Annotated in this window: 28 protein-coding genes; 20 read left to right on the top strand and 8 right to left on the bottom strand. The window is 47.0% G+C overall.

Annotated features, from left to right (window positions below; genetic code table 11):
• Window positions 1–141: 141 nt before the first annotated feature.
• A complete protein-coding gene (locus PR675_RS09640) occupies window positions 142–744 on the bottom strand; it encodes a hypothetical protein (protein WP_048608523.1) in 603 nt (200 codons plus the stop codon).
• Between the two features lie 366 nt (window positions 745–1,110).
• Here PR675_RS09640 and PR675_RS09645 point away from each other — a divergent pair, with 366 nt between their 5' ends.
• The 17 genes from PR675_RS09645 to PR675_RS09725 all read left to right on the top strand — a co-directional run bounded on the left by PR675_RS09645 (window position 1,111) and on the right by PR675_RS09725 (window position 18,169).
• Window positions 1,111–1,437 (top strand): hypothetical protein, encoded by a 327-nt coding sequence (locus tag PR675_RS09645; protein ID WP_048608521.1) that lies wholly within the window; start codon window positions 1,111–1,113, stop codon window positions 1,435–1,437.
• A 15-nt stretch (window positions 1,438–1,452) separates the two neighbouring features.
• The gene (locus PR675_RS09650) at window positions 1,453–1,872 is read left to right on the top strand and encodes a single-stranded DNA-binding protein (RefSeq protein ID WP_012368368.1); all 420 of its coding nucleotides are present in this window, start codon (window positions 1,453–1,455) and stop codon (window positions 1,870–1,872) included.
• Between the two features lie 79 nt (window positions 1,873–1,951).
• Window positions 1,952–2,770, top strand: coding sequence for a phage recombination protein Bet (bet, locus tag PR675_RS09655; RefSeq protein WP_000414662.1), 819 nt, complete (start codon window positions 1,952–1,954; stop codon window positions 2,768–2,770).
• Window positions 2,771–2,852: 82 nt separating this feature from the next.
• Window positions 2,853–2,996 (top strand): hypothetical protein, encoded by a 144-nt coding sequence (locus PR675_RS09660; protein WP_015066581.1) that lies wholly within the window; start codon window positions 2,853–2,855, stop codon window positions 2,994–2,996.
• Window positions 2,997–3,056: 60 nt separating this feature from the next.
• The gene (locus tag PR675_RS09665) at window positions 3,057–4,073 is read left to right on the top strand and encodes a YqaJ viral recombinase family nuclease (protein WP_024015926.1); all 1,017 of its coding nucleotides are present in this window, start codon (window positions 3,057–3,059) and stop codon (window positions 4,071–4,073) included.
• Between the two features lie 209 nt (window positions 4,074–4,282).
• Window positions 4,283–5,242, top strand: coding sequence for an AAA family ATPase (locus PR675_RS09670; protein ID WP_024015927.1), 960 nt, complete (start codon window positions 4,283–4,285; stop codon window positions 5,240–5,242).
• 137 nt (window positions 5,243–5,379) lie between these two features.
• Window positions 5,380–6,009, top strand: a complete 630-nt coding sequence (locus PR675_RS09675) for a hypothetical protein (RefSeq protein ID WP_425288171.1) — start codon at window positions 5,380–5,382, stop codon at window positions 6,007–6,009.
• A gap of 98 nt (window positions 6,010–6,107) precedes the next feature.
• Window positions 6,108–7,061 (top strand): DUF3150 domain-containing protein, encoded by a 954-nt coding sequence (locus PR675_RS09680; RefSeq protein ID WP_000027441.1) that lies wholly within the window; start codon window positions 6,108–6,110, stop codon window positions 7,059–7,061.
• Window positions 7,062–7,122: 61 nt separating this feature from the next.
• A complete protein-coding gene (locus PR675_RS09685; RefSeq protein WP_024023027.1) occupies window positions 7,123–7,563 on the top strand; it encodes a hypothetical protein in 441 nt (146 codons plus the stop codon).
• A gap of 69 nt (window positions 7,564–7,632) precedes the next feature.
• Window positions 7,633–9,288: a VWA domain-containing protein gene (locus tag PR675_RS09690; RefSeq protein ID WP_053410252.1), complete on the top strand. Its 1,656-nt coding sequence runs from the start codon at window positions 7,633–7,635 to the stop codon at window positions 9,286–9,288.
• 82 nt (window positions 9,289–9,370) lie between these two features.
• Window positions 9,371–9,868: a RadC family protein gene (gene radC, locus PR675_RS09695; RefSeq protein ID WP_000797298.1), complete on the top strand. Its 498-nt coding sequence runs from the start codon at window positions 9,371–9,373 to the stop codon at window positions 9,866–9,868.
• Window positions 9,868–10,209, top strand: a complete 342-nt coding sequence (locus tag PR675_RS09700; RefSeq protein WP_024023025.1) for a hypothetical protein — start codon at window positions 9,868–9,870, stop codon at window positions 10,207–10,209. The genes radC and PR675_RS09700 overlap by 1 nt, the downstream gene beginning before the upstream one ends.
• A gap of 91 nt (window positions 10,210–10,300) precedes the next feature.
• Window positions 10,301–11,374, top strand: a complete 1,074-nt coding sequence (locus tag PR675_RS09705; RefSeq protein ID WP_024023024.1) for a DUF7146 domain-containing protein — start codon at window positions 10,301–10,303, stop codon at window positions 11,372–11,374.
• 89 nt (window positions 11,375–11,463) lie between these two features.
• Window positions 11,464–12,168 carry a hypothetical protein gene (locus PR675_RS09710; RefSeq protein WP_024023022.1) on the top strand — a complete coding sequence of 235 codons (705 nt, stop codon included), beginning with the start codon at window positions 11,464–11,466 and terminating at the stop codon, window positions 12,166–12,168.
• A gap of 92 nt (window positions 12,169–12,260) precedes the next feature.
• A complete protein-coding gene (locus PR675_RS09715) occupies window positions 12,261–13,205 on the top strand; it encodes a thioredoxin family protein (RefSeq protein ID WP_053410251.1) in 945 nt (314 codons plus the stop codon).
• Between the two features lie 2 nt (window positions 13,206–13,207).
• Entirely contained in the window at window positions 13,208–14,596 is a 1,389-nt protein-coding gene (locus PR675_RS09720) for a conjugal transfer protein TraH (protein ID WP_064497420.1), read from the top strand.
• 3 nt (window positions 14,597–14,599) lie between these two features.
• On the top strand, window positions 14,600–18,169 hold the full coding sequence (locus PR675_RS09725; protein ID WP_064497034.1) for a conjugal transfer protein TraG N-terminal domain-containing protein: 3,570 nt from the start codon (window positions 14,600–14,602) through the stop codon (window positions 18,167–18,169).
• A gap of 32 nt (window positions 18,170–18,201) precedes the next feature.
• Here the strand turns inward: PR675_RS09725 and eexS are convergent, their stop codons facing one another.
• Genes eexS through PR675_RS09760 form a run of 7 tightly spaced genes read right to left on the bottom strand, consistent with a single transcriptional unit; the run spans window position 18,202 to window position 21,877 of the window.
• A complete protein-coding gene (gene eexS / locus PR675_RS09730; RefSeq protein ID WP_024015938.1) occupies window positions 18,202–18,633 on the bottom strand; it encodes an entry exclusion protein EexS in 432 nt (143 codons plus the stop codon).
• A gap of 57 nt (window positions 18,634–18,690) precedes the next feature.
• Window positions 18,691–19,224 carry a FlhC family transcriptional regulator gene (locus PR675_RS09735; protein ID WP_000566755.1) on the bottom strand — a complete coding sequence of 178 codons (534 nt, stop codon included), beginning with the start codon at window positions 19,222–19,224 and terminating at the stop codon, window positions 18,691–18,693.
• The gene (locus tag PR675_RS09740; protein ID WP_000210563.1) at window positions 19,221–19,520 is read right to left on the bottom strand and encodes a flagellar transcriptional regulator FlhD; all 300 of its coding nucleotides are present in this window, start codon (window positions 19,518–19,520) and stop codon (window positions 19,221–19,223) included. Before PR675_RS09740 ends, PR675_RS09735 begins: the two co-directional genes overlap by 4 nt.
• The gene (locus PR675_RS09745; RefSeq protein WP_430442094.1) at window positions 19,517–20,023 is read right to left on the bottom strand and encodes a lytic transglycosylase domain-containing protein; all 507 of its coding nucleotides are present in this window, start codon (window positions 20,021–20,023) and stop codon (window positions 19,517–19,519) included. The genes PR675_RS09740 and PR675_RS09745 overlap by 4 nt, the downstream gene beginning before the upstream one ends.
• Before the next feature lie 28 nt (window positions 20,024–20,051).
• Window positions 20,052–20,714, bottom strand: a complete 663-nt coding sequence (locus PR675_RS09750) for a DUF6475 domain-containing protein (protein WP_024015940.1) — start codon at window positions 20,712–20,714, stop codon at window positions 20,052–20,054.
• A complete protein-coding gene (locus PR675_RS09755) occupies window positions 20,701–21,570 on the bottom strand; it encodes a hypothetical protein (RefSeq protein ID WP_024015941.1) in 870 nt (289 codons plus the stop codon). Before PR675_RS09755 ends, PR675_RS09750 begins: the two co-directional genes overlap by 14 nt.
• 55 nt (window positions 21,571–21,625) lie before the next feature.
• The gene (locus PR675_RS09760) at window positions 21,626–21,877 is read right to left on the bottom strand and encodes a helix-turn-helix domain-containing protein (protein ID WP_024015942.1); all 252 of its coding nucleotides are present in this window, start codon (window positions 21,875–21,877) and stop codon (window positions 21,626–21,628) included.
• A 117-nt stretch (window positions 21,878–21,994) separates the two neighbouring features.
• Between PR675_RS09760 and PR675_RS09765 the strand changes: the two genes are divergently transcribed.
• The 3 genes from PR675_RS09765 to PR675_RS09775 all read left to right on the top strand — a co-directional run bounded on the left by PR675_RS09765 (window position 21,995) and on the right by PR675_RS09775 (window position 25,178).
• Window positions 21,995–22,642 (top strand): LexA family protein, encoded by a 648-nt coding sequence (locus tag PR675_RS09765; protein WP_000854920.1) that lies wholly within the window; start codon window positions 21,995–21,997, stop codon window positions 22,640–22,642.
• Window positions 22,643–22,898: 256 nt separating this feature from the next.
• The gene (gene prfC, locus PR675_RS09770; protein WP_040132808.1) at window positions 22,899–24,488 is read left to right on the top strand and encodes a peptide chain release factor 3; all 1,590 of its coding nucleotides are present in this window, start codon (window positions 22,899–22,901) and stop codon (window positions 24,486–24,488) included.
• A gap of 279 nt (window positions 24,489–24,767) precedes the next feature.
• Window positions 24,768–25,178, top strand: coding sequence for a BON domain-containing protein (locus PR675_RS09775; RefSeq protein WP_004926633.1), 411 nt, complete (start codon window positions 24,768–24,770; stop codon window positions 25,176–25,178).
• The last annotated feature ends 138 nt before the right edge of the window (window positions 25,179–25,316 follow it).

Consider the following 25,316-nt stretch of genomic DNA (forward strand, 5'->3'; position numbering starts at 1 on the left):
AAAGAAAGTAACGAAAAAATTAGTTCTATTCATGTAGCTTGGCCAAAAATGACAGTTAAATTCATTTTAATGATTTTGATAGAAAATACAGCAAGATGAAGAGCCCCTTCGAGAGGGGCTGGTTGATGGGAGCCTAGTTGGCTAGTTGGCGGGGTTATCTGTTTCCTCTTCAGTGATATCGTCATCGGTTGAAGGCACCGCTTGCTCAACTTCTGCTTCTTTACCCTTAGCTTGGGCTGATTTTCGTGCTCGAATTTCGATATCAATAATGCGTCGTGCAAGTTTGATAATGCGCTGTTGCCATGCGTAGTTGCCATCAACGCGTTGCTTGTTGCTAAGCACGCTAGACAACCAGAGAGTGTCCATTGAGATCATTAACGCATCGAGTTTGCGCACTAAGCCGACAAACTGGCCAACCTGAGGCGAGCTTATTTTGGCGTTGAAGGTAATCGGGTCGGTGTAGTCAGGTACTTCATCGATACCGTTGGACTCCATCAATTTGTCTAAACGAGCTTGTTCGTTGTCTACCGCCTTAGCGCAATCCTCGATCAACTGGCTAATGATCTGTTCCACTTCATCAATTTCGTTCTCATCGCCGATGATGCGCAGGATGACATCGATTCCGTAAAGCGCACTGACCGTCCGTCTAAAAACACGGTCAACGACACGTTGCGCCTGTAAGCTATTAATTGTGAATGATTGTTCAAAGATGGGTTTTGAGTAATTGGGTCTTGCTTGGGCCATAAGTTTGCTCCTGATATGACAATAATCAGTCCCTAGCCTAATCCTCTGTGCGGTAATGGCCTTTCAGCTAGGTGGAAGAATTGAGCATCTTTCTAACTATCCTGTCTGGATAAGACGGTTACACTGACTATCAAATATTGCTGATCTGTTTCAGTGATATCTGCGCCTGAGAGCATGAGCTCAAAGGAAGCCCGCCGCTGAGTTTTCTCAGTGGTACTAAGAGGTAGCTAGCCTCCTTAAACAAATAGCCTGCATGTTTTTACATGCGCAACCATGCGTTCCTTACGGTTCGCCTTTTCACCACCCAACTGGGGGAGTTTTCCCCAGTTGGGGTGACTCCTTCACAACCAAATTAAGGAGTCACCAATGGAATATATCTTCGGATTTATTATCCAAATCGCAGGCATTATGTTGCTTGCAAAACTGAGCTGGTCGCTTTTGCGATTACTTGCTCGTCAAACCGTGCGCCCGTTTCGATTTGTACTTACTCAAATCAAGCGATTGCTCACACCAACATCAAAACGTCGTCCAATGGCAGTGCCTAAAGCTCCTGGTATGCCCCGTTTGACATCTGCGTTTTACAAAGAGCCACATCAGTACGACATGGCTTTACTCGAAATACCAACCTATCTGCGTCGTCAGTCTTCTTTGCCCAGTCGGGTAGAAGCAACTGTGTGCACAGAGTTCAACTAAGACGAGGAGAACATCATGAAAAACCAAGTAACACTCATAGGCTACGTTGGCTCTGAGCCAGAGACGCGAGCCTATCCATCAGGTGATTTAGTGACCAGCATTTCACTGGCCACTTCTGAGAAATGGCGCGACCGTCAATCCAATGAGCTCAAAGAGCATACGGAATGGCATCGGGTCGTTTTTCGAGATCGTGGTGGATTTAAGTTAGGGCTAAGAGCAAAAGATTTGATCCAAAAAGGAGCGAAGCTTTTTGTTCAAGGGCCTCAGCGCACGCGCTCATGGGAGAAAGATGGCATTAAGCATCGATTGACCGAAGTGGACGCGGATGAGTTTCTGCTTCTTGATAGTGTGAACAAAGCATCTGAGCCATCACCGGCGGATGATGCGAGCTCCCAAGCTAATTGGGCACAAACTTATCCTGAACCAGATTTTTAACCGAGCGATAACGCTTTAACCCAGCCGGGAGTACTTTCCCGTCAGGGGCAGACTCCCACTTTGATTGTCGGAGTCCATAATGGAAAAACCAAAGCTAATCCAACGCTTTGCTGAGCGCTTTAGTGTCGATCCAAACAAGTTGTTCGATACCCTAAAAGCAACAGCATTCAAGCAACGTGACGGTAGTGCACCGACCAATGAGCAGATGATGGCGCTCTTGGTGGTTGCAGATCAGTACGGTTTGAACCCTTTCACCAAAGAGATTTTTGCGTTCCCTGATAAACAAGCTGGGATTATCCCAGTGGTAGGTGTCGATGGATGGTCTCGCATCATCAATCAACACGACCAGTTTGATGGCATGGAGTTCAAGACTTCAGAAAACAAAGTCTCACTGGATGGCGCGAAAGAATGCCCTGAATGGATGGAATGCATCATCTATCGGCGCGACCGTTCGCACCCAGTCAAAATCACTGAGTATCTGGATGAAGTCTATCGACCGCCTTTTGAAGGTAATGGCAAAAATGGCCCTTACCGTGTAGATGGTCCATGGCAGACGCACACTAAGCGAATGCTAAGACATAAATCCATGATCCAGTGTTCCCGCATTGCGTTTGGCTTTGTGGGAATTTTCGATCAAGACGAAGCGGAGCGAATTATCGAAGGCCAAGCAACACACGTTGTTGAGCCATCTGTGATTCCACCCGAGCAAGTTGATGATCGAACCCGAGGGCTTGTTTACAAGCTTATCGAGCGGGCGGAAGCTTCAAACGCTTGGAATAGTGCATTGGAATATGCCAATGAACATTTTCAAGGTGTTGAGCTGACGTTTGCGAAGCAAGAAATCTTTAATGCTCAGCAACAAGCAGCCAAAGCGCTCACACAGCCTTTAGCTTCTTAGCGCCACGCATTCATTTTACTAACCCTGGCGGGATTATTCTCCCGTCAGGGGGAAGGTCTCGTCTTTTTTTTGGAGATCTTCCATGACTAAATCAGCCTCACTTTTTCGCTTGGTATTGGTTGTTGCCCTTGTCTTAGGTTCGATTCAAGCCGGTAAAGCGGCAATTGATTCGGTTCAAGCAAGTGTTGTTCAGCACCAAACAGCGTTAGCACAAGCTGCAAAGTAACCACTTAACCCTGAAGGGGAGTTCTCTCCTTCAGGGGAGTCTCCCTTCAAAGGAGGCAATATGAAGGTTATCGACCTATCACAACGTACTCCTGCATGGCACCAGTGGCGCATTGCAGGGGTTACGGCATCTGAAGCCCCAATTATTATGGGGCGTTCACCCTACAAAACACCTTGGCGATTATGGGCAGAAAAAACCGGATTCGTATTACCGGAAGACCTGTCGAATAATCCAAATGTGCTTCGTGGTATAAGGTTGGAGCCTCAAGCAAGGCGAGCATTTGAGAATGCGCATAATGACTTTCTTCTGCCGTCATGTGCAGAAGCCGATCATAACGCAATCTTTCGAGCCAGCTTTGATGGCATCAACGATGCGGGCGAACCCGTTGAACTGAAATGTCCTTGCCAGTCAGTTTTTGAGGATGTGCAAGCTCACCGAGAACAAAGCGAGGCGTACCAGTTGTATTGGGTGCAAGTACAGCATCAAATACTGGTCGCCAATAGCACGCGAGGTTGGTTGGTTTTCTATTTTGAGGATCAACTGATTGAGTTTGAAATACAGCGAGACGCGGCGTTCTTAACTGAGTTGCAAGAAACAGCGCTTCAGTTTTGGGAGTTAGTACAGACCAAAAAAGAGCCGTCAAAATGCCCTGAGCAAGATTGTTTTGTTCCCAAGGGTGAAGCCCAATACCGTTGGACATCGCTGTCTCGACAGTATTGCTCAGCACATGCCGAAGTGGTCCGACTGGAAAATCACATTAAATCTTTGAAAGAGGAAATGCGAGACGCCCAGTCAAAATTGGTCGCCATGATGGGTAACTACGCTCATGCCGACTATGCTGGGGTCAAACTCAGCCGCTACATGATGGCGGGCACGGTGGACTATAAGCAATTGGCCACCGATAAGTTAGGCGAGCTGGATGAACAGGTTTTAGCCGCTTACCGAAAAGCGCCACAAGAGCGGTTGCGCATTAGCACCAATAAGCCAGAGCAGCCCGTTGAAACACCAATCAAAATCAGTCTTGAGCAAGATAACTTGGTTCTGCCAGGTGACTCGCCGAGCTCATTTTACTTTTAACGTTCACTTGGAGCCGATTTCGGCTCCTTTCTCATGCGCTTACATCGAGTGCATCAGAAAGCAGTTTCACTCGTAGCCAATGCTGGGTACGAATGATAGAGCGAGCTGAACTCTTACATACACAGCCATACCACAATCAACACACCACCCGACGGGGACTTCATTCCCTGTTGGGGCATGGGGCCTCGTTAAAACTAATGAGGTTTACCATGACAGAACAATCCCCATTTTTGGTTCAAGTGAATCAAGCGTTTAATGTCCCGGCTCCTGATGCTTTCGTTCTGGAAGGATTTAGTGCCGACACTACCCATCCAAACATTCCCGTTCGCAAGGACGAGTATGTTTTTAGAAAAGAAGACTTACGTGACGTATTGGCGTTCTTGTCTCACCCAGACGGTGACGGTTTGTATATTACAGGCCCCACTGGATGCGGTAAGACCTCGCTAATTTGCCAAGTTGCTTCTCGATTGAATTGGCCTGTTCAGCAAATTACTGCGCACGGTCGATTGGAGTTGTCCGATCTTATCGGTCACCACACACTGGTTAATGGCAACATGACCTTTGTGTATGGGCCGCTGGCACTGGCTGTCAAGCATGGCCATTTGCTGATCATTAATGAAATGGATCTTGCTGAGCCTGCTGAACTGGCTGGGCTCAATGACATTTTGGAAGGTGCCCCGTTGGTCATCGCACAAAATGGCGGTGAGATCATCATGCCACATACCAAGTTTCGTTTTATCGCTACCGGCAACAGTGCGGGCAGCGGTGACCAAACGGGCTTGTATCAAGGTGTGCTCCAACAGAATTTGGCTTTTCTTGATCGCTTTAGAATCATCGAAGCGACCTATGCAGAGCCTTCTGTAGAGGAAGCCATTCTGGAGAACGTTGCGCCGGGCTTGCCAGAAGTCTTTCGCCAAAAAATGGTGAAAGTGGCTGGTGACATTCGTCGTCTCTTTATTGGGGGCGCGGATGGTGGTGCTGAGCTTAGTATCACTATGTCCACTCGGACCTTGGTGCGCTGGGCAAAGTTAACACTTGCTTTTAAAGGCGCTCCTAACGCAGTGGAGTATGCACTGGTTCGGTCTTTGACGGCTCGTGCTGAGTTGGAGCAACGAGAAGCCATTCACCGTATTGCCGCTGATGTCTTCGGTGACCATTGGGAGGATTGATGATGGATAAGTGCTTTGCTCTTTACCGTTACCGTCATTCTGATGGGACAGCCAAAGAATGGGCCATTTACGTTGGATCGGATACCCAGGAGATTGAAGTTCGGTTTGGAAAAGCCGGTCAATTGTCGCAGCAGCGATTGATTGATTCGACTGATCCTAACGCTGAAGCAGACCGACGAATCAATGAGAAAATCAACAAGGGTTATCGATTGGTTGGACAAGTCGGCATTGATCATCAAGGGCGGCCATTTGAACTCTCAAATGCGCTAGATAGTGTCGCGTGCGTCAATAACGTCAGTTGGGAGTTTCGTACTCGCAAGGACGTCAATGGCCAAATATCGCTGGCGAAAAAAGCGTTGTTCGATATGGCAAAGCTGCTTGAAGCCTATGGCTTGGCTGTTATTGATGATAACCAAGTCAGGATTGGAGAATGGTCATTAGGGTTTTGCAAAAGCGGATTACCTAGTACCAATCAAATCAGCATGGTGTCAGGTGAAGGCGCTGGCATTGTTAACACTGATGATGGCCCGTGGCCATTGTTGCTGTTACTGGCTTTTAAGCGTCAATTACCACCACTGTGTTCGCTCACAGTAGCGAGTCCTGAAGGGATAGAAGTATCCGACCAACTGAAGTTGGAAAAAGATGTATTGCGGTTGCTAGGCAGTGATTTAGAGCGGGTTCGCCCGATAGCTGAAGCACTGGACTTAATGCCTGTGAAAATCGATCTCAACCAATCGTCGCCTGATTCGCAAAATTACTATTTCTGATAGTGGTATTGCCATTAGCGCGTCAACTACTACCACCCAAACGGGGGCCATTGCTCCTGTTGGGAGTGGTGCGTCCCCATCTCGCATGAGGATGCACTATGAGTATTCAAACCCTCGACAAACTGTTGATTTGTCACATCGACTGTTCCATCTGGAGCGGTAGAAAAAAGCTAAGGCCTGAAGATTTCAGATTAGCCAATGGCAGCCAACTTCCACCGAAGGATGTTGCCAGCTTAGGGAGTAAAAAAATTTGCGACCCAGAGGCATTGGCGAACTTTGAAAGGCTTAAGAAAGAAGCGCAGCGCTTGTGTGAGCAAGTCGGTGTGCGGTTTTTAGGTGGCTATGCCGTCCCTGAAGACCGAATTGATCAGATTGTTCCAGAGCTTGACAGGATCGGTCAGGAGTTTGCGCAGTGCAAGCAGTTGTTCTTGGACAACTATGATCAGGTGACGTTTGACTGGGTTGCGAAACACCCGGAATTTGCAGATGCAATTCGGCGTGCGCTGTCACCCATCGAAGACGTGGAACAACGGCTTCAGTTCGATTATGCCATCTATCGAATGCAACCGGCTGAACAAGCTGGTGGCTTAGATGACAAGGTCAATGGCATGGGACACACCCTATTTAGGGAGGTGGCTCGTGATGCTAATGAACTGTTTGAGCGTTCCGTTGCAGGAAAGAATCAAATCAGTCAGCGTGCCCTTAATCCTCTCAAGCGATTAAGAGACAAGTTGGATGGTTTGTCATTCCTGGATCATCGAGTTCAGCCGATGGTTGAAGCGATGGACAATTTATTTGTTCGTCTGCCGAAGACCGGCCCTGTGACAGACAATCTCTATCACGAACTGATGGCGACCATTTTAATTTTGTCTGATCCAGACAAGATGAGAATGCACGGTGAAGGTCAATTGGATATCAGACAACTGATGCCCAAACCTGAACCTAAACCCGCACAGCCAGTATCTGCTCAGGCAGATAACTTACGTGCAATACCACAACCAACCGTCAGACCAAACCTTGGTTCGACTGTACCAAACTCATTTTATTTCTAACGTCCTTGAGGGCATGTTGCCCTTAAGGGCGCATGTCCTCTGAACTATGTAAGAGGAAATTATGCAATCAACCATCCATAACCCCAGCCAACTGAACCAGTTTGAACCGCATTTTCGTGGTGTGACTGATGCGGTTGAAAGTGAATCGATACCAGAAGTGGCGTGTTGTCGAACGTTAGTACAACGATCGTACTCAACACATAGTGTCGTGATCCCCAAGAACCCTGTATTGATCGCAGATGCGGACGGGCAAGGTGTTTGGGTAACGGCCATGGTGTTTGTTCCAAACATGGCATTGCAGCAAACCGCTCATGAGCGGGCCTGGCTGCAATATCAACACGAGGTGTCTACTCAGTTACAAGACCAGTATGGTCTGACATTGGATGACATCCTGAGTTTAGACCAGCTTAAAACGTCATTTGAGCAGCACGAGAGTACCGCTCAATTGGTGGCTTGGTTAGGTCAAAAATACGACCTGGTTAAGCTAAAAGCACAGGTTTAAACACTTACATTCCCAGCGGGGAAACGCTCCCGCTGAGGGAGTATTCCCCCTAATGATTAGGAGACTCCCATGAATCATCCATTAAAAAATGCACTGCCAATCGTTGCCGCCGCTTATGGCGAAAAGTTTGGTGTGAAGGTGCTTATTCAAGGACAAGATGCGTTTACCGATGGTGAGCGGATTGTGATCCCAACAGCAAACCCAGACGACCCACACTATCAACAAATAGCTTGGGGTTATCTGGCTCATGAAGCGGCGCATATTCGGCATACCAATTTTGACATGGTGAAGAAGGCGTCGTCTAAGCCGATCCGTAAGGCACTTCTCAATATTATTGAGGATGTGCGCATTGAAAACGAATTGGCAAAGGATTACCCCGGAACCCGGCGCAGTATTTCGCAAGTGATTGAGTACATGGTGGACACACAGCAAATGTGTGTACCTGAACAGCCTGAGCCTGCATCTAACTTGCAAGCCTGGTTGTTGTTTCGCTTGAGATGCCATTTTCTGGGCCAGAAAGCGCTGACGCCTTTGTATCAAGCTGTTGATGAAAGAGTGAGACAACTCTTTCCTGCCGCAGCGATGAGCCGGTTAAGCGCCATGCTGACAGCAGTGCCTAGCCTGGCATCTACAGGTGAAGTGCTGAAACTTGTCGATGCCATCGTTGCCATGTTGGAAGAAGAATCTCGTCCACCACAGGATGAGTCTGATGCTGATGGCGGTGATGACATTGGACAAGATGCGAGTAATGACAGCAATAGCAGTAGTGACAGTCAAACCCCGGAAACAAGTTCGTCTGCAACAGGGGATGCTGCTGAAACGAGTGATTCAGATAACTCTGATCAAGCTGATAATTTGCGACAAGCCTTAGAGGCCAGTGCCGCTCACTTTGAACCCGATACCTTTGCACAAGTGGCAGAAGTGTTGTCGGAACAAGCAGAAGGACATCAGGGCGTCACTCCACTCAGTTTGCCCCAAGCAGAGCAAGCTATGTTGGGTGATGAGGCTATCTTGACCTTATCGGCGTCTGAGTCGGCTCAAATTCGAGCCCGACTTAGGGGCATGGTTCAGTCCAGTCAGGACAATCGGAATCATGCCAAACGGTACGGTCTTCGAGTGGCAACTCATCGTCTTGCCGCTTCACAAGCAGGTGAGTCGAGATTGTTTATTCAAAGGCAGCCCCGCATTGCGCCTAATGCTGCTGTGCACTTGCTTGTCGATATATCGGGCTCAATGGGTAAGCCCATTGGCGAAGGTAATCGCAAGTATTTTCATGTTGCCAATGAAGCCGCTTTGGCTTTAGCCATGGCATTGGAAGGTATACCGGGTGTTGTACCTGCGGTCAGTTATTTTCCTGGTATTCATCAGGAAGTTTCTATCGCGTTATTGCCCAAGCAATCGGTTCGACATCGGGCCGCCTGTTTTGACCAAAAACCAAGAGGTTGTACGCCTATGGCACAAGCTATGTGGTTTGCGGCAAACAGTTTGTTGGCACAAAAACAGAAGCGAAAGCTAATGATAGTGCTAACGGATGGTGACCCAGATGATTGGGCTGCCACGCATGACATTGTTGACCGGTGCAGACGCAGTGGCTTTGAGCTGCTGGGGATCGGGATTCAAACACGCAGTGTTGAGAAATTCTTTCCTCGAAGCATCGTGATTAACGACGTCAAAGATCTGAAGCGTGAGTTATTCGAAGTAACACAACAACTGATAATTCAGTAACCACATCCATTTTACCACCCTGCGGGGACGATTCCGTCCCCGCCTGGGCATGGGTTCGTCTCCGTTTTTTTTGGAGACTCCTATGAAAAACAGAAAGTTCTTAGCTGGCGAAGAAGCCGGTACTTACATCGTTCCTGAGCAAGTGACTGAAGCGGATATCTTAGATATGGCGCTCAAGCTTGCCCGTGGTCGATTGAGTAAAGGTCGAAAAATTGAACAGCCATCGTCGGCGTTCTCATACCTGCAAACACTGATGCACGAGTATGAGCACGAAGTCTTTGGCGTACTGTTTCTTGATACAAAGCATCGCGTTATTCGATTTGAAGAGCTGTTCAAAGGCACTTTAGATGCAGCGAGCGTTTATCCAAGGGAAGTAACAAAACGAGCGCTAGAACTTAATGCGGCAGCAGTGATACTGGTTCATAACCATCCATCGGGTGATCCTGAACCCAGTGAAGCTGATAAACGCATCACTCATCGACTCCGTGACGCCTTGTCACTTGTTGATATTCGAACGCTTGACCATGTCGTGGTCGCATCCGAGGGCTGCGTTTCGCTTGCCGAACGCGGTTATCTTTAATGAATGGGCGCATTGCCCATTCTCCTTCATCACAAAAGCAGTCCTATCAACACACGTCATCACAGCTCGAATTTCTATTTGAGTTTGATGATGCCCCAGTCACTTGGTCTGACACGGAAATCTGGCAGTTACGCGAAGGCATTCTATTGGATGCGATCCGTGTATTGCTGGACGGTCGTGTCAGTACTCGATTGCGAAGGGATGTGTTGTCGTGGATTCAAAATGACGAATTAACGCCATTTTGCTTTCGTGTTTGCGCGATGGCTGCGGTTGTCGATCCTGATGTGCTTCGTGATTCCATCATGTGGCTATTAAGACGACATGGTATCCAGCTTGACTAACGTTCCTGCATTAACCAAACGGCTCAATGCAGGACCCAAGCTGACTTTTACCACCAGTGGTAGGAGTCGGCTTTTTACTTAAGGAGGTTATATGGCGTTACCTTTACAAATTGAAACAGTAAGGCCATATCTTAATGGCCAATGGCTTCAAGTATTAGCGGTATTGGTGCCAGAACTTGATGCCGCCATTGCTCGAAAGGGCCGTCATGTGGCTTGTCCTGTTCATGGCGGTCGTGATGGCTTTAGGCTATTCAAAGATGCTGAATATACCGGAGGTGGCGTTTGTAACACCTGCGGTATCTTTCATGATGGTTTTGAACTGTTGTCTTGGATTAATGGATGGAACTTTGCTCAGTCTATTGAAGCAATCGGCCAGGTTCTTGGTATTCAACCCGGACAAATACAAGCGCCTATTCGGCCAATACCGAGTAACGCAGTTGATTGGAAGGCTAGAAAGCAGGACGAGGACAAAGCGATTATCCATCGCTTGAATCAAACCTGGGGAGAAACGTTTTCTCTTGCAGATACTCGTGCGCAACCAGTTTGGAACTACATGCATCGTCGTGGCATTGTTACCCGGCTTCGTCCTGAATGGGATTCGGTGCTGAGGTATCATCCAAACTTGCCTTACCATGATGAAGATGGCTTGTTTATCGATAGCTACCCAGCGCTGCTAGGTAAAATCGTTACTCAGCAAGGGCGTTCGGCCACGTTTCATCGGATCTACCTAAGTGAAGATGGATTCAAAGCGCCGGTTGAAAAGCCTAAAAAGATGATGCCGATACCAAGTGACAGAACAATCACTGGTGGTGCCATTCCGATAGGTGAGCCTGGTGAGGTATTAGGTGTTTCTGAAGGCATCGAAACAGCTTTAGCGGTTACCAGAGCTACGGGACAGACATGTTGGTCGGTTGTGAATGCAACGCTACTGGCTAGGTTTGAACCACCAAGTAATGTGAAAATGCTGTACATCTGGGCAGATCACGATCTCTCTGAGACCGGCCTGAATGCAGCGAATGAACTCAAGAAAAAAGCCTGGCAAAAAGGCATTCTGACACAAGTTCTGATCCCTCCGATACCAACGTCACTTGGCGTGAAAAGTTGGGATTGGAATGATGTGCTGAATGTTTACGGAGCCATGGGCTTTCCGAAAGTTCATATCTGATCTAAGGGGCTTCGGCCCCTTTTTTTGCGCCTTGCATATTTGAAAAATCATGGAGAATGAAAAATAGATAACCAATAGGAGAAACAAACATGATGGTATTAACCCTGTTAACAAAGCAGATTGATGGTGAGTTTACGGTTTACTGGAAGACCGGCCTTCGAAGAGGTGGTGAACTAAAGGTCGATTTAGGTGAGCAATACGACAAGCTAACTGAGCAGCAAAAGCCAATTGCAGCTGAGCTCTATGCGATTCATCACCTACTGTCAGTGAAAGAGGTGATGGGGAGTAACCGAAGCGGTAATGGGCTTCAAATCCGGGTCAGTAAAGGAGCTATCAAAAAGTTACAGAAACAACGCTCAACTCAGCATTCACTTTACAGCCTGACTAGGTTTTTGCTCACTCGATACCAGGAAGCACAGATATCGGTAGAGAAACGGGAAGATTGGCTCTCATATTCCTTCGAAGAATACAGCGTCGATAATGCTACCGTGAGAGAAATCGATGAGGTCATCAACGTTCCGAACATTGGGCCTGTCGTGGTGACTCGTCATGCACTGGAAAGGTTTGTGGAACGGCTTTCAGGCGGTGTACCTAAGCATCCTTGGAAGGCTTTGTGCGCTAAATTGTGTAGCACAGAATTGGCAAAATCTTTATTGCCAGAATGTATAGCTTCAAAGAAAGCAAAAAAATATTTCGTACAGGCAGAGTTTTGGTGTCATGGGAGCTCTGGTATGCACTTTGTGATGGTGCCATCAGCCAAAGCACTTACGTTAGTAACAGTGTTTAATAGATAGTCAGAAACACACACGATTCCTTCATCTATCTGGCCAATCGCTCTTACGGGGATCTTTAGCATGTTAGCTCTGTGAAATTTCTGGAGCTGACAATGAGAACGCCTTTGTTACCTTGGTTCATCCTATGGGTGACCATCCCAATCATTATTTTCTTTCTATTCATCTTGCCCGCCTATGCTAGTGATGGGCAATTCTATCAGCGTGGTCAGGAAGGTTGGTTTTGGTATCAGGTCATTCCCGAGCCAGCCGAGTCTGAAGACCTAATGAAGCCGAAATCTGGTGTTGTGGAGCCCACTAAGGACGGGCTAAAGCCTTTCAGTGCTGCCTGGTTTCGTGAGCACATGCAGTCGTTCATGGACAAGGCAATTGATGAGCCGACGAATGAGAACGTCAGAGCCTATCTGTATCTCCAGCGCGTCATGATGGATAAGGGCTCACAGTTTGCTGATGTTAGTCAGCAGGTGGTCATGGGCGATCCTGTTTTGGATGAAATCAGTCGCAGACCCTTGGCGACCTATGCTGCCAATCGGATGGATCGAGAAGCTGGCACTCAACGTGATGTAGCTTTAGGTGAAGTAGCGAAGCGGGCTGGTTTGTTCTTTTTCTATCGTTCGGATTGCCCTTATTGCCATGCTCAAGCGCCTATCATCGAATCTATGGCCTTGAACTATGGGTTCGAGGTGTTTGCTATTGCTGTCGATGGCTTGCCTTTACCCGGTGGAGAGTTTCCCAATTACAAAGTCGATTCAGGACAAGCCCAATCCTTGTCCGTTACGACTGTCCCTGCCGTGTTCTTAGTTGACCCGCCTAACGTTATTACTCCGATTGGACAAGGCGCAATGAGCCTTGATGAGCTCAATAATCGAATCATTCTCGCAGCCCATCAAGCCGGTTGGATTGACGATCAAACTTACTATGCCACCAGACCTGTTCAACCCGGCGTGTCACTCGCGATGTCAGCCCAAGAGCTTAACGAAAAGATATTACAGGACCCTGAGTTCCTTGTTCGCTATCTGCGTGCACAAGGAGGGTTATAACAATGAAAAAAGTAATCCGAGTATCGCTAATCGCCTGTGCGATTGGTTTTTCATCTATGAGCCAAGCAAGCTTGCAACAGGAGATGAACCAGTTGTTTGGTTCAATGACCAACACCACTGCGCCTGGTGTATTCGAGAGTCAGCGGCGTGGCGTTATATCTGGAGGAAGCGTTGTTGTTCGTAACAGGATCATGAACGAGAACCTCGTCTCTATGGTGCCACCGTCATTCCAAGCCGGTTGTGGCGGCATTGATATGTTCGCGGGAAGTTTGTCATTTGTTAACGCGGATCAGTTTGTTCAATTACTTCGCTCTGTTGCTGCAAACGCCAAGGGGTATGCATTCCAATTGGCGCTCAGTGCTATGTGTGAGAAATGCTCTCAGCACATGGAGACACTGCAAAAGAAAATCCAGCAGTTGAACGAGTATTTTGGTAATTCCTGTCAAATGGCTCAGGGAGTCGTGAACGATACCCTGGCTGCTTTTGGTAAAAAGGGGCAAACAGAAGCCAGCATGTTGAGCTCACTTAAAGGGGCTGGGGACATTTTTACCAGTTGGAGTGAGTCCAATGGTAAGAACCCATATGAGAACGCTTCGAGTGTCGCGGCATCTGATGTAAACAGAACGATTAAAGGTAATTTGGTTTGGCGAGCACTGAAACGTCATTCGGCATCAAGCTGGTTTGCATCGGGGGATGACCGTTTTCTTGAAGCGGTTATGTCCGTGACGGGCTCGATCATCGTTGGTGATTTAGCGAATGCGGCTGATGGTCAAGGTAAAGCCCCGAAACTGACCAGACTGAATGGCAATAAAGTGACTATTGAACATCTAATTCATGGCGGTAACGTCGCTATGTACCGATGTGACACAGTGACGCAAGACGGTTGTCTGAACCCAATAATCACTAACGTGACTCTTACCGGGTTATCAACTCAGGTAGAAAATTTACTTCTTGGTACAGGTTCTAGTAACGGCATTATTTTTAAGTTTGCTCGAAATACAGGGGCTGCTAGCGCCACCGAAAAGGCTTTTATGACCTCGGCTCCTGCCAGCATTGGGGGCATGATTCGAACTCTTTCTGCATTAAATGAAGGGGCCGCTAGGTCGTTTGCTTCACGAGCGGCACCATTTATTGCTGTTGAGATGGCCCGAGCATTAGTTGAAGACATGCTCAATGCAGCTAGAAGTACCTCCGGTGTGGAAGATCATGCCTATGCGAAGTTATTAACGGAAGACCTTGAACGTGCACGTCGCCAAATCAATGAGGAGTACGCCGCGTTGCAGCGAAGATACGGCTCAGAGCAAGAGTTGCTGGCACATTTTAACCAGGTGATACAGACCATTCGCAAACAGCGTTATTACACCGTTAAATCTACGGCGCTGGGGGAATAGGTCATGTGGGAAATCTATTCCATCGGGGATTCGGCTTTTTTAGAGCAGGTCCTGAACGCTGTCGCGATGATCACTGGTACAGGCGATTTTACTTCAATGGTTCGCATTGGCTTGCTCATTGGGGTATTGATGGTCTCTGTCCAGGCCTTAATGCAAGGCGGTCGTGGGATTAACTTTCAACACGTTTTAGTCTCATGGCTAGTCTTTGCAACCATGTTTGGACCCAGTACCCGAGTGAGCATTGAGGATGCGTACACCGGACAAGTTCGAGTGGTTGATAATGTGCCCATCGGTGTTGCTGCCGCAGGTAGTACGATTTCGACTGTTGGCTTTCAAATCACGCGATTGTTTGAAACCGCCTTCTCAACTCCCGCGATGACGGAATACGGCTTTGCATCCAGTTTACAGTCACTGATTAAAGTGAGAAAACAGGTGATGGATCGCTCTGGGTTGGGTGATGCAAATCGTGTCGGCGGCTCGGACATCGAGCAATCGTGGTTTAACTACATCAAAGAGTGCACCTTGATTGGTATCGACATCGGCCAAAAGAACCTCGATCAGGTGCTGAGTGATCCTAACCCGATGACAGCGATTAGGTTTGATTCGCGCATTTATGGCACTCGAATCATGCTCAGTGGTAGCAGTAGCGATCTGGACTGCACCGATGCCTATAGCCAACTGAAACTCATGACAGAATCAACCTTCATTCCAAGGCTTAAACAGGTTCTGTCAGCCTCATTGGGGACTTCGTCAGCAACGGACACTGATGACGTGATCCGAAATGCACTGAATAACCTTGGTTTGGCTTCGGTTAACACCCAAGAGTATATGACCGCGTCAGTGCTTTTGCCTATTTATGAGCAAAGCGTGACGGGCAAGTATATGGATGATCAAGCTTTCACCGCAGCCGTTATGGTTAACCAAGCGATTGAGCAGCGTAATACGCAATGGGCGGCGGAGCAGACCCTGTTCCAGAGTATCGTTCGTCCGATGATGACGTTTTTTGAGGGGTTCATTTACGCCATCACCCCATTGATGGCCTTTGTGATAGCCCTTGGCCAAATCGGGATGCGAATGGCTGGGAAGTACTTGTTAATCCTGCTTTGGATTCAACTTTGGATGCCTGTCATGGCCATCATTAACCTGTATATTCATTTAACCGTTGCAGGGAAAATGTCTGCTCTTGATGCCTTTGCAGGTACAGAAGTGCCATCTTTTGCTGGGATGATGCAGATGGATTCAGTGCTGCAAACCTGGATAGCTACTGGCGGCATGTTGGCGTCGAGTGTTCCGGCGATTTCGCTCATGCTCGTTTATGGCTCAGCAATAACCGCTACCCACTTGGCTGGGCGTCTACAAAACGGTGATGCCATTGATGAAAAGCTGGCAAGTCCAGATGTCGCGAAAAATGCCCCGGTAATGCAATCACAGTCAATGTTCCAAAATTCAGCCCTCACTGGTTCTGCTATGACCGGCGCGTCAAACCTACTAAGCAGTTTCTCTGTCGGAAACGCAGTGGGTTCAATGGTCGGCTCTGCAAAAGAATCCATGACTCAGGCAACTCAAGCCTTTAGCCGTCAGGTTGGCAATACCATGAGTCGAACCTTTGGTGAAAAGCTAAGTTACGACAACCTTTCTTCGGTTGGACGTCAGATTGGTTCTTCTAACTCCGCATCTAGCGCCGTTGTTAATCAGGTTACTGATGACCTGCAAACTCGGTATGGTTTTGGAGACGATAAAAAAGATGCTGTACGTGGCTTGGTATCGGGCGTGCTATCGGGAGGCCTAAGGGTCGGTGGCGATGGAACCATTACTAATCCCGGTGAGAAAGAAGTTGCTGATAAGGGCTTTCTTGGAAGGCTTCTTGGTACTGGCGGCAATGATTCTCCACAGGGCAACTTGCCAGGAGTCGATAAGCCAGACTCATCTCGTGTACCAAAACTATCAAGGGTACGAGCAGGGCTGGATTTAGGTGGTAACTTTAGTGGCCAAGTTGAGTCGTCAGAAGGCAGTTCTCGATCTACGACCGCAAATACGCTCACTGGGGAGATGCAAAGCTTGGCATTAAGTGATTCACGACGTGCTGAGTATCGCGATGCGATGGTTAAGGACCTTTCAGATTCAAGACGTTCTGGCGTTGAAATGTCGTTGTCTAACCAAGACTATCAGTCACTTCAGAGTTCAGCACAAGACGTTGTCACGGCATCAAATCGCTTTAGTGAGCTTGATCAGGCCAGCTACAGTCTATCAGGACAAAGAAATACTGATGGTGCGACGTTAACCCGATTAGCGGCGGACAATCCTGAAGTCATGGATTATTTAGGTCGCTATATGAACCAGCATGTTGAAGCAGGTAACCGTTTACGTGAAAACCTTCCAATGTATCAGCGCTTGCTACCTGATGATAATCAGGCGTATGTAGCGGCAGCTATGGAGTCTTTAACCTATAGCAACTCTTCAACGCCCGCTGAACGCGACAATGATTATCAAGCTGCAATGACGGTTATGGCCATGGCTACCGGAGCCGATTTACGATCAATTCAGCCGCGCTCAAATGAAGGCTTGTCATCAACTGCACCTACTTTTGGTGGTACTCAAAGCCAAGTTGAATCGGGTGTATTGGGCGGCTACGAGGATGCAGCAACAGTTCAAACTCAGTTCAACGCAGCTCAATCGGCTTACCAAACCAATCTGTCTGGTATAGATGGACAGTTGAATGCGCATCAGCAGCAAGCTCAGCAGGCCGTAGCTACTGACACAAGTACCTATCAATCTGGACTAAACAGTGAAGCTGGATCTCAGTGGCGATCACGCATTATGGCTGATGATAGCGGAGTTTCTGGTGCTGAAATGTTCTTCAACAGCGCCAGTGCTATTGGTGATTTCAGTGGCAAGCATACTGATGCAGCTCTGCATACCTTGAATCACTTTGGCGAAGACTATGAGAGTTACAAAGAACAAGCGCTTGAAGATCCTGGCTCACGAGGTTTCTTGCACAACGCAACGGTGGCCAGCAAATCAACCTGGGATGGGTTAAAAGCCGCCGTTGATGCCGGAACCTCTTTGGAAAATCCATTGACGGCGTTTAATGATGCATACAGTGGATCGAGTTCGCAGTATGCCTCCGAAGTAAACTGGGGCACTAAGTCTGAAGCCATGTTGGCGGGGGCATTTGGTGCGGCAGTTAACAATCGATATGGTGAGTTCTTAGAACAGTATGCCGATGATTTCAAACAGGAAGCATACAGCGAAGGGCAGAGAATGGGATTGACCCCGATTCAAAGTCAAGTGTTCGCTCAAGCTTTCAATGAAGGTTTGGCGGGACGCGTATTCAACTCTGAAGACTCATCGAGTTGGTCGCCTGAAATGCTAGGTCTAAGGGAGCAAATGCTAAATGAGTATCGTCAAAAGGATGAGAGTGGCGCTTACATCCCTGACAGTGTGTCTGAAGAAGATAAAGCATTTGTGGATAAGCAGATAGCGGTGATCTCAAATGCATCGCTTGCGGGAGATTATGCTCAGAACAACTTGATCGATATTAGGGCTTATAACCAGGCATCAGGAAGGAACTGAAAATAGAAGGTAGCCAGCTTGTGGTTGGCTGGCTATTTTTTTGGCTTTTTGGGATACCTTGGATAAAAGCCATCAAAAAACGAATGGAGCTTATACCAATACCATTTTTCTTCAATGCTCAAAGTTCTACCCGAATCTTTAACTTGGCTACTCAAGAATCTAATTCCAGTACAAATAGCTAAGAAAGAGAGTCCCAAACCAACAATTGTCCAACTCGCTTGCCAATATGCGATTGCTACAAGCATAGTGATTATGGCTATAAGTCCGATGGGATTACAGGTCGCTTTGAAACCCAAGTAGCTGAAAAAAACGACGGTGCAGAACAGAAATGGCAAAGCCGCTAACTTGGCAGATGCCGTTAATATTTCTGAAGGAAAGAAATGAGCCGCAGCCAAAGTCGCCAGAAAAAGCCCCAGTGATATAAACCAGCAGCGTGCTGGTAAAGATTTAAGTAAGTTTGTCATCTTCTTAGTACTCTCAAAGTGCACGGGAGGTGCACAATCAAATCATGCATCTGCATGTTAGTTCTCAAAAAGTGCTCTAGTGGTTTGCTCGGCCATAATCTCACACACAGGACATTTAAGCTGAATGCGCTGTTGTGATACCGTCAAATACAGACTGCCGCATCGACACCGGTGTAAGGATGCAAGCTGTGATCTTAAATCACGAGCTAGAACCCAACCTTCATTGATGGTCAGTTTTTTCCAGGGGATCTCAGCTGGAAGATCTGCTTCTTTTCTTGCAACCAAATACGCATCGTAAGCCTTCATCAAAGCATCGATATTTAATTGCTTGTAGACATTATCACCACCAATATTGACATAAAGCGCCATAAGCAGGGAGCCTTCAACTAATGCTCTTCTGCTTTTGACGATGGCATCAGATTCTGGCAATTGACCAGGACAAGGTGACTTGCCAGTCACTTCTTTGTGGAGCCTTCTGATAATGTGGATTGGCAAACCTGTATCGAGCGCGATAATGGTTGTTCGAAATCCGTATTTAATAAGCAGCGAGGCTCGGGTAAATAGCTCACTTTTGGACAGGTTATCAATCATGCATCCCCCTTGTTGTTTAGGGTTGATAATAAATAAGCGATTCTTGGGATACCTGTGCCTTTGCTCTTCACCATCTCAATCAGTTGGCTTTGGTTACCCCTTGGTTGAAACAGCATGAATGATGAGGTCGCCACTCGTTGCAGGTCGTCAACACCAGCATTAATCAGAGCATCAACCACGTCGCGTGTAAGTCCAAAGCGCAAGACGGCCTCTTGCGGATCAATTCGCGCCAATTCTCGTGCTGCGTGTAGGTACGCCAAATTTAATTGATAGAAGTCTTGTTGATTGGTTGTCATTGACGGACCTCCAGTTCATGTAAAATATTGCGATAGATAGAAAGCACTCTTTGCCCATACCAGCGTGCACGCTCTTCGTTCCAACTGTGATAGCGGCCTATGCCAAGCTCTAAATCATTTGGTGAAGACTTGATTGCTTCGGCCAAAATACTTGAGCCGACCGTAAGGTTGGTGATGGGGTCTAGCAGTTCCGCTGCTGAGCTCACCCGATGCCCATGCCAATGCAAATTGATTTGCATAAGGCCAATATCGAGCTGATATTTTTCAGTCTCTTGCAGTGCCTGGTTTAACAGTTGCTCTGCTTCTGTCTTAGATTTGGCGTAGGTTGCGTTTGAACCATTGCGAATTGCGTATGGCCATGGACTGGTCATGTTGAGACCACGATGTGAGGCCGACTCAGCCAAGGCAACGGCGTAGAGCATGACTGGATCAATACCAACGCTATGTGCTGCTTTTTCCCACTGATAGCCCGGAAACGCATAGACTGAAGTGCTTGCGGACATGGCTATCACTAGGGCAATGGTTTTTGCTTTAATCGTTTTCATTTTTGTCCTCTAATTGATTTCCGAGAAGCGCCTGAATGGCTTTCGGGCTTATTCTTTTTAATGGCACTGCGCTAAAGTCGGCGATGCCTCTCGTATAAACTTGTGCCGCTTTTGACCAGTCGCCTACGGCAACCGGCGCTTGCATATCAAATCCTTTTTGCTGGTTCTGATGGTCTGCAATACCCTGTAATAGCCTTGGGTATTCACCCACTTCGTCCCGCAGCAAGTAAGCCTGGTAGCGTGTTAAAAACTCTTTTTGCTTAAAGGGGTATTCCCTGTCATCAACCTTGCAGAGTTCAACCCATCCACCCATGTCTGAAATCACGCGGTGGATAAGCGCATCGTCAAACATCACGGATGTCCAAGCGCCAACCTGACGAACAGCCTTGTCAACTTTGTTCCAAGCAACCATGGCTCTTGAACCTGAGTTGCCGTCGATATGCTTGATGACGTCAGCGGGCTTTGGAAAAAATTGCCCAGTATCCGGTGATTGAATATGCCGAGTCAGACCGATTCGCACTTCTTCAATGCTATAAGCACGAAGGGCTTCAAATGCGATGGATAGCAATTGCGGTGATACGCTTTTGCCATACATGGCCCAAGCTGCTCCCCAAATTTCAGCAAACTCGCGTTTATCAACCTCCTGCACTTGAACGAACCTCCCGAATACCTGGTCCGGCCCAGCTTTCAGCAATGCGGCGATTGCTTTCTTCAATATTCAATTGGTGATTGCTGCCCTTTAGGCTCGTCGATGATTGCTGTACTTCATCAATGCGAACGTACTCGTCTTCCCATTGCCGGTTTAAAAGCCAGTTATGTGGCATAGGGGTCTTAGTCCGATCTTGATACTGCAATCGGTTGTCTCGTTGCTCTTTCCAGCGTGTTAGCACTTCCAAGGCGAGTTCATGGTCTTCATTGAGGCCCATGCGTAGCCATTCTTCTTTGGCTTTCGCTTTTTTTTCTTTGCGTATTTGTACATCCCAGAAGTCTTCAAACTGTATCTGGTCAACAGTTTTAACTGTTGGTTTATTGCTTCTCTCAGAGTCATCCGACCGTTGAGAGTCCCTTACCGGGTTGCCATCAGGCATAAACAATGATGAAAATTCTTCTGGAAGCCGAGCTTGAAAAGCGGCAAGAGATTTCAAAAGCGATGCCATACCAACGAAGTCGGCAGGTACATCTTTAAGCAACCGAAAGGCTGCCTTACCTTGGTTTGGGTTTTCGATTGGGTTGTGCTTCAGAAAGCTTCGAATCAAAGTCCAACCAGATCCCTCGCAACGAATCAGGAACTGATCTTGTTCTAACTCACTTAACGCCTTGGCAACCTGTTGCTCATCCCAGTTCAAGTCAGAAGCAACGTAACCAATCGGCAGTCGAAAGCAGCCAAGCAAATTACAATGTGGGCATGTAAGCAAATACAGTCCTAGCAACTTCGCAGAGTCACTCCAGGACAAAACGTTTTGCTTTAGCCAAAAGCGGGTATAGACCTTGCCATAATCACGCATGGAGGTACTCGCTTCTGTGTTTACGTAAAATGCTGACCATTACTTGCCCTTAATCCTACTGGTTACTGGCTTTCAGCTCGCTTGGGCATTCGGGATAGATGTCCGGTCTTAACTGAGATCGGGTTACCTGTCCTTGCGTAGCTTGTTCGATGGGTAAAACGAATTCAGCGGGAACACGCCCTGATTTATTCAACCAAAACCAGACGTTTTGCTGTTTTGAGTTGATGGCTCTTGCTAATGCTGATTGCCCGCCGACCAAGTCAATGGCACGGCGGAGATGTTTTTGTGTCGTTTTGAACACTTCCATACCGTCTCCTATTACAATAATAACTGTTACAAGATTGAATGTTACAGTTTAAACTGTAGATAAGTCAACAGTTAAAATTGTTGAAAGACTACAGTTTTATTTGTAGAATGCGGGCTTATGAAAACTTTATCCGAACGACTAAACCATGCCTTGCAGCTTACTGGGGTAACTCAGTCTGAGTTGGCTCGTCGCATTGGTATCAAACAGCAGTCGATCAGCCAGATTTGCTCTGGTAAATCGGCTAGGTCTCGTTACACCATGCAGATCGCGGAGGCGCTTCGCGTGAATGCTCATTGGCTCGCCACAGGTGATGGCGAGATTGGCTTGGGGGTCGGTAATGTAGAAGTCGGGCCTGATATTAAGGGAAGAATTCCTCTCATTAACTGGGTTCAGGCCGGTGATTGGACTGAAATAGCGGAGGGATTTGCCCATGAAGATGCTGAGGAGTGGCGTGAAGTCACTGGGAAAGCACATGAGGGTTGTTTCGCACTTCGCGTAAAAGGCGACAGTATGGAAAATCCAAGCGGAAAAAAATCCATACCTGAGGGGGCAGTGATCGTTGTTGATCCTGAGTTACCTTACTCTTCAGGTTCATTGGTTGTTGCGCGTTTGGATGATTCGAAAGAAGCAACCTTTAAGCAGTTGGTTATTGATGGTGAACAGAAGTATCTAAAACCTTTGAACCCGCAATACCCTGCAATACCGATCAACGGCAACTGCACCATCATCGGTGTAGTACGACAAGCTATCATCGATTTCTGGTAGCGAAGGAATTTGTGGTTTAGCCACAGTTGTTCATTAGCTGAAGAAGCAACGATTGCAAACAGCTACAACTGAGCATTGGTGCACGCTGAGAGTAAATGGTAACCGATTAGATAACCATTGATTGTTTATAAAGTCAAGATCAGCGAAAATAGCGGCCAATTACGATTAACACGACGGATTTGACAAGCGAAGAACTGAAAAGAGAGTACTTCCAAAAGTGTGTACAAATCCGTGTACAAACTAAAAGAATTTATACATGGCAAACCAAGATTTTCTTAATGAAATCAATAAGCGAAGGACCTTTGCTATCATCTCTCACCCTGACGCAGGTAAAACCACCATTACTGAAAAAGTATTGCTATTTGGGCAAGCGATTCAGCGTGCGGGAACGGTAAAAGGCCGCGGTTCAAATCAACACGCAAAATCAGACTGGATGGAGATGGAAAAGCAACGTGGTATCTCAATTACCACATCGGTGATGCAATTCCCTTATCATGATTGTTTAGTTAATTTGTTGGATACCCCGGGGCACGAAGACTTCTCTGAAGATACTTATCGTACTTTAACGGCGGTTGACTGCTGCTTGATGGTCATCGACTCCGGTAAAGGGGTTGAGGATAGAACTCGCAAATTGATGGAAGTCACTCGCTTGCGTGATACGCCGATTTTGACTTTTATGAATAAACTTGACCGTGATATTCGTGACCCAATGGAGTTAATGGACGAAGTTGAAAATGAGCTGAATATCGCATGTTGCCCAATTACGTGGCCCATTGGTTGCGGTAAGTTGTTCAAAGGGGTTTATCACTTATTACGTGATGAAACGATCCTTTATCAAACAGGCCAAGGTCATACAATCCAAGAAGTCCGTATTATTAAAGGGTTAGATAACCCTGATTTAGATAAAGAAGTCGGTGACGAATTAGCGGCTCAGCTACGTGATGAGTTGGAGTTGGTAAAAGGGGCCTCTCATGAGTTCGATCATGATGCTTTCCTTGAAGGCGAATTGACTCCGGTTTTCTTTGGTACTGCACTTGGTAACTTTGGTGTGGATCATATGTTAGATGGTTTAGTCCAGTGGGCGCCATCGCCTCAGCCTCGTCAAACTGATGTGCGTGAAGTTGAAGCTACAGAAGAGAAATTTACCGGTTTCGTCTTCAAAATTCAGGCGAATATGGATCCAAAACACCGTGACCGTGTTGCTTTCATGCGTATTGTTTCAGGAACTTATGAAAAAGGTATGAAGCTGCGTCAGGTGCGTACGAAAAAAGATGTCGTCATCTCTGATGCGCTGACCTTTATGGCAGGTGATCGCTCTCATGTCGAAAATGCGTATGCGGGTGACATTATTGGTTTACATAACCACGGTACGATCCAAATTGGTGATACCTTCACACAAGGGGAAGATCTGAAATTTACGGGGATCCCTAACTTTGCACCTGAGCTGTTCCGTCGTATTCGCTTGCGCGACCCATTAAAGCAAAAACAATTGCTTAAAGGGTTGGTTCAGTTGTCAGAAGAAGGGGCTGTACAGGTTTTCCGTCCACTGACCAATAATGATTTGATTGTTGGTGCTGTGGGGGTGTTGCAGTTTGATGTCGTTGTATCTCGTTTGAAGAGTGAATATAACGTTGAAGCCATTTATGAAGCGGTTAACGTATCAACGGCACGTTGGGTTGAGTGTGATGACGCGAAGAAATTCGAAGAATTTAAGCGTAAGAACGAGCAGAACCTAGCACTTGATGGCGGCGATAATCTTTCTTATATCGCTCCAACCATGGTTAACCTAAACTTGACCAGTGAGCGTTATCCGGAAGTCAAATTCCGTAAAACCCGCGAACACTAATTTTATTTTCAGGCTAAGCCCACTACAGAAAGGCCTTTTTTGTAGTGGGTTTTCCCAAATTAACCATCCATTTTCGAATACTCTCCTGTTTTTTTATCTAAATATTGCAGATTACTCTGTCTTTTGCGTTTGAATACTTTATTTCAAGGGGCTTTTCCCATAGTCTATAGTTATCAATTGAAATAGCGACAGCGCTTAGGCATATGGCGTATGACGTCGATTATGGCGATACAATGGGTATTTCAATACTTAAAACAGTAGTTGATAAGGAAGGTACCGATGAAACATTCAGCACTTTTACGTTCTTTAATTGTTATTGGGTTAAGTGGGACCTTATTTGCGTGTAGCTCATCGGCAAACTCCCCATTGAAAGAGCAAGCTGCTGAAACTTGGGATAGCGCAGTTAAAACAGCAGATATTGCAGGGAAAGATACCAGCGAAGCGATATCCAGTGGCGCGAAAAGTGTCGATAACTATATGGATGATTCCTCCATCACTGCTAAGGTCAAAAGTAAGCTGCTAACAACCAGTGGTATCGACAGTAATTCGATTTCGGTGAAGACAGTCAACGGCGTTGTTTACCTCTCTGGGTTTGTGAAATCGAATAACCAAGTCGATAAAATTGTTCAGGTTGTCTCGATGGTTGAAGGTGTAAAATCAGTACAAAATGGTTTAGTTGTGGCGAATTAATCGATAACGGCCAGCACAATAGCTCAAGTCAGCACATATTGGGTGAGTTGAGCGACTAAAATAATTTGCTCAAAGTTAAAAACTGAACCTCACTGAGAGGTTCAGTTTTTACATTGTTGATTCGTGACAATTTACTTT

Source organism: Providencia sp. PROV261 (assembly GCF_028477945.1).
GTDB classification, from domain to species: domain Bacteria; phylum Pseudomonadota; class Gammaproteobacteria; order Enterobacterales; family Enterobacteriaceae; genus Providencia; species Providencia stuartii.